This window comes from Nocardioides sp., from assembly GCF_050699375.1.
Lineage (GTDB): Bacteria > Actinomycetota > Actinomycetes > Propionibacteriales > Nocardioidaceae > Nocardioides.
In genome coordinates, this window is record NZ_JBOHDN010000018.1 from 1 (window position 1) to 10,059 (window position 10,059).

Genomic DNA, 10,059 nt, shown 5'->3' on the forward strand with positions numbered 1-10,059 from the left:
TGACCTGCCACGACGACCTCGACCTCCGCCTCACCCCCGACGTCCCCGGCACCCCCGGCCTTCTTCCGCTCGATCTGGATCGGGTCTCGCGCGTCGTCGGCTTCCTCGGTATCGAGGCCACCACATCGCTCGCCCAGCGGGTGCTGAGCACGAACCCCGCCTCGGTGGTCTCCTAGACCAAGGGCTCGAGAGCGAGCCGCGGAAGGCTTCCTTGAGGCGAACGAAAATTCGTTCGCCGGCGGAGGGCCCTGGGCCGCAGGCCCTCGTCGCAGATCGCTCAGGCGAACTCGGGCGACAGATCGGCGCGAGCCTCTGACTCCGTGGCACGAGCGGCGGGCGCGGGCGCGACCGAGAGTGCGCTGTCGAGGTCAGCCATCAGGTCCTCCGGGCTCTCGAGGCCGATCGACAACCGCACCAGGTTCGCTGACGGCTTGGCGTGCGCCGCGACCGGGCGGTGGGTGAGGCCGGCGGGGTGCTGGATCAGCGAGTCGACGCCGCCGAGCGAGACAGCGTGGGTGAAGAGCTGCACCGAGGATGTCAGGTGGGCGGCTGCTTCGTACCCACCGCGCAGCGCGATCGTGATCATGGCACCGGGGCCGTGCATCTGCTTCCCGACCAGGCCCCGATCGTCCTCGCCCGGGAAGTAGACGTGCTCGACCTCCCGGTGTGACCGCAGCCAGGCAGCGATCTCGACCGCGCCGGCCTGCTGGGCGCGCATGCGGGTCGGCAGGGTGGCGAGGCCGCGGTGCAGGAGGTACGCCCCCAAGGGATGCAGGAGGCCACCGGTGACCGCCCGGACCTGGCGCAGCCGCGCCGCGGTCTCCTCGTCGCAGGCGATCACGCCACCGACGACGTCGCCGTGCCCGCCGATGTACTTGGTGGCGCTGTGCAGAGACATCGCCGCTCCCAGCGTGATCGGGTTCTGCAGGACCGGGGTCGCGAACGTGTTGTCGACGAGCACCGGCACATCGTCAGCGGCCGCGACGACCGCCGCGATGTCGACGAGGTCGAGGGTCGGGTTGGCCGGGGTCTCCAGCACGACCAGCGCCGTGTCCGGCCGGACCGAGACGGCGACCTCGTGCTCGGCGCAGAAGGTCACCTCCACACCGAGCAGGCCCGAGGCGAGCAGGTGGTCGGTGCCGCCGTACAGCGGGCGGACCGCGACGACGTGCCGCTTGCCGCTGAAAGACGTGCTCGCGATGATCGCCGCGGTCATGGCCGCCATCCCCGAGGCGTACGCGACCGAAGCCTGGGCCTGCTCGAGCTGCGCCAGCGCCGTCTCGAAACGTGCGACGGTGGGGTTCCAGAGCCGCTGATAGACGAACCCGCCGTCCGGGACCGGATGGCCGCCGGTCGCCATCGCCTCGTACGACTCGCCTCCCCGCTCGATGTCGGGGAGCGGGTTCGTCGAGGACAGGTCGAGCGGGAGGGCGTGGACCCCGAGCATCTCCAGGTCGTCCCGTCCGGCATGAACGGCGAGTGAGTCGAGGTGAGGGTTCGCAAGCGGCATGCCAAGATGCTGGCCGGAAACCCAAGATCAGGCCATAATGATTGCTGAAGATCCCACAGATCGTTTGATGTTGCCCTCTTCGAGCAATCCAACCGATGACCAAGGTGTGCCCAGTTGGCGAAAACGCAACCACCCCCGGCTGCTCTCGACTCTGTCGACCGCGGGATCCTGCGTGAGCTCAGCGACAATCCCGAGCTCACCAACAAAGCCCTCGCGACACGTCTCGGCCTGGCCGAGTCGACCTGTGCTTATCGGCTGCGGGCCCTGCGCGACAACGGCGTCATCACCGGCCGCCGCCTCGACGTCGACGTCGGTGCGCTCGGCTACCCGCTGCGGGCCGTGATCAAGGTCTGGCTCGGCAGCCACAGCCAGGAGCACGTCGAGAAGCTGTACGACGACCTGGTCCGAACCCCGGGCGTGATCCAGGCCTTCCACCTCGGGGGCGCCGACGACTTCCACCTCTACGTCGCCGTCGAGGACGCCGAGGCGCTGCGCGACTTCGTCCTGCAGCACGTGACCGTCCATCGCGTCGTACGGCAGACCGAGACACAGCTCGTCTTCGAGCTCCGCGAGGGGCCCGGCGTACTACCGCGCGACACCGCGTAGAACGCGCGCCTCCTCCGATGCGGTGTGGACTGTGACGGCGCTCCTGTCCCGGGCGAAATTTTTCGCCCGCTGATGGGGCCTACCTCAGCCTCGCGCCTCGAGCGCGACCCGGCGCTCGTGCAAGCGCTGCTGAGCGGCCGGCAGGTAAGCCAGGCAAGGAGCCTCGGCGTCCGGATGCTTCTCCTTGAGGTGGAAGATCCATCGGTCCATCGCCGCCATGAAGGCGTTGTCCTCACCAGGACGATAGGCAGACCACGGACGGTCACCCTTGGCCGTACAGACCGTGCAGCTCACCTTGTAGACGAACTGCTGATCCTCGCCGACGTCGATCTTCACCTTCGCCAGCGGACCGGCCTCGACAGCGGCCTTCCGCTCCCTTGCCGAACGACTTGCCACCATGTCCACCACTCCCCTGACCGATCCACGCACTGCCCAGACCACCGGCCTCGAACCTCGTGCACAGCGTAACGCCCGCTGGTCGCGCGGCTCGATCGTGCATCAACTGCGGCCTCCGCGATGCCGGACACGCGTACACTTCAACGCATGACGCAGACAGTGCCCGGCTTCGACCGGCTGACCGTGGAGCAGGACAAGCTCGGCGGCCAGCCGTGCATCCGTGGCTATCGGTTCGGTGTCGACCAGCTCCTCGAGCTCTTCGCAGCCGGGATGACCTTTGAGGAGATCCACGAGGACTTTCCATTCCTCGAACCCGAAGACGCTCAACAGGTCTTCGCGTACGCTGCGGCGCTCGCACAGCGTGACTTCTACCTGCCGCTGCAGGAATCTGCGTGAGGCTGCTGCTGGACCAGAACCTGCCGTACTCCATCTCCGCAACTCTCTCCGCGGCTGGCCACGACGTGTCCACACCGAAGATGTGTCGCTTCAGCAGGTTACCGATTCCGAGATCTTCTCGTACTGCAGTCCGCCCGCCACGAGGGGTACGGCGCCTACGTCTCTGATGGCCGGTAGAGGGCCGTCATCCTGCCCTGCGGATCCAGCCGAGCCAGCAGCGCATCCCCGACCTCGACCAGCTGCCGAACCTGCTTTCCGGTGAGTCCATCGAGCACGTTGCTGCGTACGTTCGCGACGTGGCCGGGCGCGGCGGCGACCACGGCATCCCAACCAGCCCCGGTGAGCCGGGCGTTGGTCGCACGCGCGTCATCCGGGCACGGAAGCCTCTCGACCAGGCCACGCTCCTCGAGCCGTCGCACCACATGGGAGAGACGCGCCAAGGTCGCGTTCGTACGCTGTCCCAGCACCGTCATCCGGAGCGTCCGATCGGGCGCGTCGGACAGTACGGCCAGGACGAAGTACTCGTAGTGACTCAAGCCGGCGTCACGCCGCAGCTGAGAGTCGAGCACCCCCGGCAGCAGCTCCGTGATCGCGATCAGGCGCAGCCACGCTGCCATCTCGCCGTCGTCCAGCCAGGCATCCTCCACGGGCGCCATCGTAGCCCGAAATACTTGACGCTACAACTATTTCTGTTAGAGTTTGGTTGTAGCAACAACTACTCGCAGGGGGATCTCCAGATGGCCGTCAACGCAGTGCGCCTCAATCACGCGGTCCTGTTCGTCGCCGACCTCGATCGCAGCATCACGTTCTACGAGACGGCCTTCGGCATGACGATCATGGCTCGCGAGCCCCGCGCCAACGCCGCTTTCCTGCGGCTGCCCGACTCCGGGAACCACCACGACCTCGGCCTGTTCGGCGTCGGCGCACAGCCACCGCGACCGCGTGGCTCGCTCGGCCTCTACCACCTCGCCTGGCAGGTCGACACGATCGATGAGCTGGAGCAGGCACGCATGACACTGGCCGAGCTCGGCGCCTTCACCGGCGAGTCCAGCCACGGCGCCACCAAGAGCGTGTACGGAGCAGACCCCGACGGGAACGAGTTCGAGGTGATGTGGATGCTCCCGCGCTCCGAGTGGGGCGAGTTCGAGAACACGGCACCCGTCGACAGGCTCGACCTGGCGAAGGACATCGCCCGCTGGGGCGGAGTCCCGACCGCCGCCGAGCTGAACAGACCCAACGCCTGACGCCACAACCCGTCCGGACCACGTCGAGACGTGACCCGGCGATCACGACCACACCCAAGAGAAGGAACCCCATGAAGCTCGGACGACCGTTCCCCGCCCCCAGCACCGACCTCGGCCTACTGCTGGCCCGTCTCCTCATCGGCGCCGTCCTCATCGCTCACGGATGGCAGAAGTTCGTCACCTACACGATCGACGGCACCGCCCAGTCGTTCGAGGTGATGGGCGTGCCGGCACCGGCGGCTGCGGCGATCTTCGCCGCCGTCGTGGAGCTCATCGGCGGCGCGCTCCTGGTGCTGGGGCTGCTCACGCCCGTCGCCGCCGCCTTGATCGTCCTCGACATGGTCGGCGCGTTCTGGTTCGCCCACCGTAGCTCCGGCGTGTTCGTCGGCGAGGGCGGCTGGGAGCTGGTCGCAGTCATCGCGGCCCTCGCGATCGCCCTGGCCGTAGCCGGCCCGGGACGGGCCAGCATCGACCACGCCATCGGCAAGAGGCTCCAGCCCGAGGCCTGATGCGCAGCTCGAGCGTGCAGACCGTCGCGCCGGCCGGTCCCTCGCGTCAGGATGGTGCCGCCACCCGGCCAGCCCGATCGTGCCTCCACATCGCGAAGGCCCCGAGGACAGGACCAGGCACCAGGATCAGGAAGGCGTACTGCCAGCTCGAGCCGGCGGCCACCAGCGGGGTCAGCTGGATGCTCACGACGGTGAGGGCGAACCCGACCGCGGTCTGGGCGCTGAGCGCAGTGCCGACGAAGCGACTGTCAGCGACCTCGGACAGCGCGGTCGAGAAGACGCCGGAGTCGGCGATGACGGATGCGCCCCACACAGCGCAGAAGATCGCGACCACGGGCACCGGCGCGAGGAAGGCCAACGGCGACAGGACGCAGCAGGCTCCGCTGACGGACAGCGCGGCGACGGCGGCGACGCGCCGGCTGAACCGGTCGGCGGCCCATCCGCCCAGGAGGCAACCGGCGAGGCCGAAGAGCCCCATGCTGACGAAGACGAGCAGCGAGCGGGTATCGCCCAGCTGGTCGGCCGCACGGGAGTGCAGGAGGTACGCCGGGATCCAGGTCCACAGCGCATACAGCTCCCACATGTGGCCGAAGTAGCCGATGTTGACGAGTCGGGGTCCGCGTTCGGCGAACATCGTGAGCGCGTACCGCGCATGCAGCGTGACCGGCCCGCGGGCCAGGTGCGGGCCGGGCCGGACGACAGCGATGGCGAGCGCGGCGCCCAGCACACCGACGACCGAGGTCACCTGCAGCACGTCCCGCCACGGAAGCGTCACCAGACCCCCGATGAGATGCGGAAGGGTCGAGCCGATGGTGAGCGCACCGATGAGCAGGCCCATCGCCAGGCCGCGGTTGGTGCGTGGAGCCCAGGACGCCATCAGCTTGATGCCGACCGGGTAGACGCCGGCGAGGAACAGGCCCGTGGCGAACCGCAGGACGAGCGCGGCGGCCAGCCCCTCGGCGAACCAGGCGAGCAGCGACGTACAGACCGCCGCGAGCAGCGAGCTCGCACCCATGAGGATCTGGGCTGGATACCGATCGGCGAGGTTCAGGACGGTCGAGGTCAGCGCGCCCGTGACGAAGCCCAGCTGCACGGTGCCGGTGAGCCAGACCGCCTGGCCGGCGCTGATCCCCCACTCCGCCTGGATGCTCGGGACCACGGCCGAGACCGAGAACCACACGGCGAGGCCGAGGACCTGGACGGCGGCGACGGTCACTCTCTGGGCGATGGGAGTCATCGGTGTCAGCCTCTCGCGTGCCGTACGTCTTGGTGTCGCTGGGGTCGCCAGCAGCATGCCGCCGGCCAGCGATCGACGCGAAGGCCGACCTCTGGCCGGGCGCGGTTCTCCGTACGCAGATCTGACGCTCGCCGGGTCGGCGGTCTATAAACTGCCGGGACGCACCGCCCGACGATGGAGAGGTGAGCGCGATGACCGACCTCGCTGCCTGGTTGGCGGCTTTCGCCGACGAGCAGCGCCGGCCGGCCGAGGTGGCCCGGTGGGCCGCGTCGACCGCTGACGCGATCCTGGTCGACGGCGAGATCGATCTGGCCGATCTCAGACCCCTCCTCCTGAAGGCCGTCGAAGAGCACTGGTACGCCTTCCTCGACCGGATCACGCTGCCGGACGCGGAATTCGAGCTGGTCCCGTCCGCACGCGCCATCGCCCTCGAGGCAGCGCGCCGCCATCTCGGTCTCCCGCTGCTGCTCAAGGTCTACCAGCGGGCTCAGGAGGAGAGCTGGGACTTCGCGGTGCAGGTCGTCCGGCAGGCGCCCAGCGATCTCGACCACGAGGCTCTGCTGGTCTGGTTCTGGACGAAGGCCACCACCTGGTTCGGCTCTTCGGTGGAGCAGTCGGTGCTGATCCATCAGGCCGAGACGAACCGGATCCGGCAGCGCGGGGACGCTCGCCGCTTCGAGGTGGTCTCACAGGCGCTGGAGACCCGGAGCGTCTCCCCCGCCGAGCTGTCCGCCGCGCTTGCCGGCCAACCGATCAACGTTCCCGGACACGTCGCCCTGGTAGCGCACGCGCTCACCGCCGACTCCATCGAGCAGCTGGAGCCGGCGCTCACGGCCGTCACCCGCCGCGCGGGACACCCCCGGTCGGTGCTGGTGCGCCCCGGCGGCCGGGAGATGTGGGCGTGGATCGCGCTGAGCGAACGGCCGGGTTCCGTGACCGACACCGGGACCGCCACCGTGACCCACACCGGGGTCGACCCCACCGCCGTCCGGGTGACGTTGGGCGTCGGCGGAAGCGGTCTCGACGGTTTCGTCGCCGCACACCTGGACGCGCAGGCGGCCCAACGGGTCGCGCTGGCGCCGGGGCGCCACGAACCGGTGACCTCCTATGACGACGTGGCCGCACTGGTCCTCATCGCACACGACCCGGCCGCCGCCGAGCGGTTCACCCGGACCACGCTGCGCGGGCTCGCCGACCCGTCCCACGACCGACTTCGCGCGACCGTACGCGAGGTGCTCACCTCGGCAGAGACGGCCGACAGGATCGCCGAGCGGCTCGGCATCCACAAGAACACCATCCGCTACCGCCTGACCCAGGCCGAGGGTCTCCTCGGTCGCCCGCTGCGCGAGCGCGCCGGGGACCTGCTGCTCGCGCTCGACTACCACGACGCCTTCCTCGCGACCCCGACTGTGAATAAGAACAGTTTCCCGTGACCGATTCGGCCTGATCGGCCAGGGACTTTGGCGCTGCGTACGTGCATTCTGACAGGAGTCGTTCAGAACTCACAGGAGGCAGCAGATGACACTCGACGCCAGCGGCACCGTCGACCAGGGCTCCACCGCGAGGTGGCGGGACCGGAAACGCCATCTGTGGCTCCTCGGTCTCGTGGTGCCGTCCTTCGCCTTCATCGCGGTCGGCGGTTACGCACTCACCGGCTGGGCCGTGTTCCTGTGGACAGGACCGATCGTCGTCCTCGGCCTCGTCCCCGCGATCGACTTCGCGGCGGGCCTGGACCGCTCCAACCCGCCCGACGACATCATCGAGGAGCTCGAGGAGGACAGGTACTACCGCTACATCACCTTCGCGTTCCTCCCGATCCAGTACGCCGGGTTCGCCTTCGCGATGTACCTGATCGCGACCCAGGACTGGCCTCTGGCGCACAAGATCGGCCTGGCCCTCACCATCGGGTTCATCGGCGGGATCGGCATCAACACCGCCCACGAGCTCGGCCACAAGAAGGAGAGCCACGAGCGCTGGCTCTCGAAGATCGCGCTCGCGCAGAGCTTCTACGGACACTTCTACATCGAGCACAACCGCGGCCACCACGTACGCGTCGCGACACCCGAGGATCCGGCCTCCTCCCGGATGGGCGAGAACCTCTACGGGTTCTGGTTCCGCACGGTGACCGGGTCCCTCAAGAGCGCCTGGGGCCTGGAGGCCAAGCGCTACCGCCGCAAGGGCACCCACCCGTTCCACCTCGGCAACGACGTCCTCAACGCGTGGCTGATGAGCGTGGCCCTGTGGACCGCGATGACGCTCTGGCTGGGCGTCGGGATCCTGCCCTACCTGATCCTCCAGGCGGTCATCGGATTCTCCCTGCTGGAGGTCGTCAACTACCTGGAGCACTACGGGATGCTGCGCCAGAAGACCACGTCGGGGCGCTACGAGCGGGTGCTGCCCATGCACTCGTGGAACTCCAACAACATCGCCACCAACGTGCTCCTCTACCACCTGCAGCGGCACAGCGACCACCACGCCAACCCGACCCGGCGCTACCAGACCCTGCGTGACTACCGGGAGTCCCCGGCCCTGCCGACCGGCTACGCCGGGATGATCGTGCTGGCCCTGGTCCCGCCGCTGTGGCGCCGGGTGATGGACAAGCGCGTCGTCGCGCACTTCGACGGCGACGTCCGGCTGGCCAACGTACGCCCCGGCCGGCTCGACAAGCTGCTCGCCACTTTCCCGCCGCCCGCCGACCCGACGAGCGAGGAGACCGACGAGATCGCCGACGTCACCCGCCAGACCTTCGACGAGGAGGTCGCCGCCGGACGGTGCCCGGGCTGCGGCTACGTCTACGAGGTCGCGGTCGGCAACGAGCTCGAGGGCTTCGCGGCCGGCACCGCCTGGCGAGACATCCCCGACGACTGGTGCTGCCCGGACTGCGGCGTACGCGAGAAGGTCGACTTCATCCCGCTGAAGGAGTCAATGCTGTGAACACCATCGAAGCCGACAAGACGGTGTGCGAGGGCATCGGCATGTGCGAGGCCCAGGCCGACACCTACTTCCAGATCGGCGACGACGGCCTCGTCGAGGTCCTCACCGACGAGGTGCCCGACCCCGACCGCGGGTACGTCAAGGCAGCCGTCGACTCCTGCCCGGTCTCCGCGCTCCGCCTCCTCGGCTGAGCTCGACGCATCGATTCGGAGGAAGACAGATGCCATCACTTCTGGTCGTCGGCGCCGGCCTGGCCGGGCTCCGTGCCGTCGAGGGCGCACGGCAGGCCGGCTGGTCCGGGCCGATCACGATCGTCGGCGACGAGCCGCACCCTCCCTACGACCGGCCACCGCTGTCGAAGGCGGTGCTCTCGGCCGAGGAGCCGCCGCCGGTGCCGGCGCTCCGGTCCGGCGAGGTGATCGAGGCGCTGCGGGTGCGCCACCTGTCCGGGGTGAGGGCGGAAGCCCTCGACACCGAGCGCCGGACGGTGACCACCAGCACCGGGAACCTAGGCTACGACGCGCTGGTCATCGCCACCGGGAGCGCTGCGACGACCCTGCCGGAGCTGTCCGAGGTCCCCGGGGTGCATGTGCTCCGGGGCTACGACGACGCGCTCGCCGTGCGTGAGTCGCTGGCCCGGTCGCGAGAGGTGGTGATCGCCGGCGCCGGCTTCATCGGCTCGGAGATCGCCTCCGCCGCCCGCGCCAGGGGCGTCGAGGTCACCATCGTCGAGGCGAGCGGCCGCCCGCTGGAGCGCGCGGTCGGGCCGGCCGCCGCCGCGCGGCTGATGCAGGTCCACGCCGACGCGGGCGTCAAGGTGCTCACCGGGACGTACGTCTCCGGGGTCCGCTCCACGGACCACGGCATCGACAAGGTCGAGCTGAGCACCGGCGAGACCCTGGCAGCCGATGCGGTGATCCTCGGCATCGGCGCACGCCCGGCAACCGGGTGGCTCCGTGGCAGCGGCGTGGCGCTGGACCCGGCGACGGGCGGCGTTCTCTGCGACAGCCGACTCGCCACGAGCGCACCCGCCGTCTGGTGCGCGGGTGACATCGCCTGTGTCGACGGCGAGCGCAGCGAGCACTGGACCGCCGCGGGCGAGCAGGGTCGGGTCGCCGGAGCCAACGCCGCCGGTGCCGCCGAGGTCTTCACCGCGGTCCCGTTCGCCTGGTCCACCTGGCACGGCCATCGCATCCAGGTCGTCGGTGAGACCACCGCAGCCGACGA

At 69.4% G+C, this 10,059-nt stretch carries 12 protein-coding genes; 8 read left to right on the forward strand and 4 right to left on the reverse strand.

The window, feature by feature from the left end; all coding sequences use genetic code 11:
• Nucleotides 1-277: 277 nt before the first annotated feature.
• On the reverse strand, nt 278-1,510 hold the full coding sequence (locus tag ACRDPS_RS00705) for a trans-sulfuration enzyme family protein (RefSeq protein WP_431499695.1): 1,233 nt from the start codon (nt 1,508-1,510) through the stop codon (nt 278-280).
• 114 nt (nt 1,511-1,624) lie between these two features.
• Here ACRDPS_RS00705 and ACRDPS_RS00710 point away from each other — a divergent pair, with 114 nt between their 5' ends.
• The gene (locus ACRDPS_RS00710) at nt 1,625-2,116 is read left to right on the forward strand and encodes an Lrp/AsnC family transcriptional regulator (RefSeq protein ID WP_431499696.1); all 492 of its coding nucleotides are present in this window, start codon (nt 1,625-1,627) and stop codon (nt 2,114-2,116) included.
• 84 nt (nt 2,117-2,200) lie between these two features.
• Here ACRDPS_RS00710 and ACRDPS_RS00715 read toward each other — a convergent pair whose 3' ends face one another.
• On the reverse strand, nt 2,201-2,515 hold the full coding sequence (locus ACRDPS_RS00715) for a hypothetical protein (protein ID WP_431499697.1): 315 nt from the start codon (nt 2,513-2,515) through the stop codon (nt 2,201-2,203).
• 144 nt (nt 2,516-2,659) lie between these two features.
• Here ACRDPS_RS00715 and ACRDPS_RS00720 point away from each other — a divergent pair, with 144 nt between their 5' ends.
• Nucleotides 2,660-2,908: a DUF433 domain-containing protein gene (locus tag ACRDPS_RS00720; protein WP_431499698.1), complete on the forward strand. Its 249-nt coding sequence runs from the start codon at nt 2,660-2,662 to the stop codon at nt 2,906-2,908.
• 155 nt (nt 2,909-3,063) lie between these two features.
• Here ACRDPS_RS00720 and ACRDPS_RS00725 read toward each other — a convergent pair whose 3' ends face one another.
• The gene (locus ACRDPS_RS00725) at nt 3,064-3,555 is read right to left on the reverse strand and encodes a MarR family winged helix-turn-helix transcriptional regulator (RefSeq protein ID WP_431499699.1); all 492 of its coding nucleotides are present in this window, start codon (nt 3,553-3,555) and stop codon (nt 3,064-3,066) included.
• A gap of 90 nt (nt 3,556-3,645) precedes the next feature.
• Between ACRDPS_RS00725 and ACRDPS_RS00730 the strand changes: the two genes are divergently transcribed.
• On the forward strand, nt 3,646-4,152 hold the full coding sequence (locus ACRDPS_RS00730; protein ID WP_431499700.1) for a VOC family protein: 507 nt from the start codon (nt 3,646-3,648) through the stop codon (nt 4,150-4,152).
• A 71-nt stretch (nt 4,153-4,223) separates the two neighbouring features.
• Nucleotides 4,224-4,661: a DoxX family protein gene (locus ACRDPS_RS00735; protein ID WP_431499701.1), complete on the forward strand. Its 438-nt coding sequence runs from the start codon at nt 4,224-4,226 to the stop codon at nt 4,659-4,661.
• Between the two features lie 46 nt (nt 4,662-4,707).
• Here the strand turns inward: ACRDPS_RS00735 and ACRDPS_RS00740 are convergent, their stop codons facing one another.
• Nucleotides 4,708-5,898 (reverse strand): MFS transporter, encoded by a 1,191-nt coding sequence (locus ACRDPS_RS00740; protein ID WP_431499702.1) that lies wholly within the window; start codon nt 5,896-5,898, stop codon nt 4,708-4,710.
• A 191-nt stretch (nt 5,899-6,089) separates the two neighbouring features.
• On the opposite strand from ACRDPS_RS00740, the gene ACRDPS_RS00745 reads away from it, so the two are divergent.
• The 4 genes from ACRDPS_RS00745 to ACRDPS_RS00760 form a co-directional block, all read left to right on the forward strand.
• Nucleotides 6,090-7,331, forward strand: coding sequence for a PucR family transcriptional regulator (locus ACRDPS_RS00745; protein ID WP_431499703.1), 1,242 nt, complete (start codon nt 6,090-6,092; stop codon nt 7,329-7,331).
• Between the two features lie 85 nt (nt 7,332-7,416).
• Complete coding sequence (locus ACRDPS_RS00750) at nt 7,417-8,832, forward strand: fatty acid desaturase (protein WP_431499704.1); 1,416 nt, start codon at nt 7,417-7,419, stop codon at nt 8,830-8,832.
• On the forward strand, nt 8,829-9,023 hold the full coding sequence (locus ACRDPS_RS00755) for a ferredoxin (RefSeq protein ID WP_350657827.1): 195 nt from the start codon (nt 8,829-8,831) through the stop codon (nt 9,021-9,023). The genes ACRDPS_RS00750 and ACRDPS_RS00755 overlap by 4 nt, the downstream gene beginning before the upstream one ends.
• A gap of 29 nt (nt 9,024-9,052) precedes the next feature.
• Nucleotides 9,053-10,059 (forward strand): NAD(P)/FAD-dependent oxidoreductase (locus tag ACRDPS_RS00760; protein WP_431499705.1); only part of this gene is annotated, 1,007 nt, incomplete at its 3' end.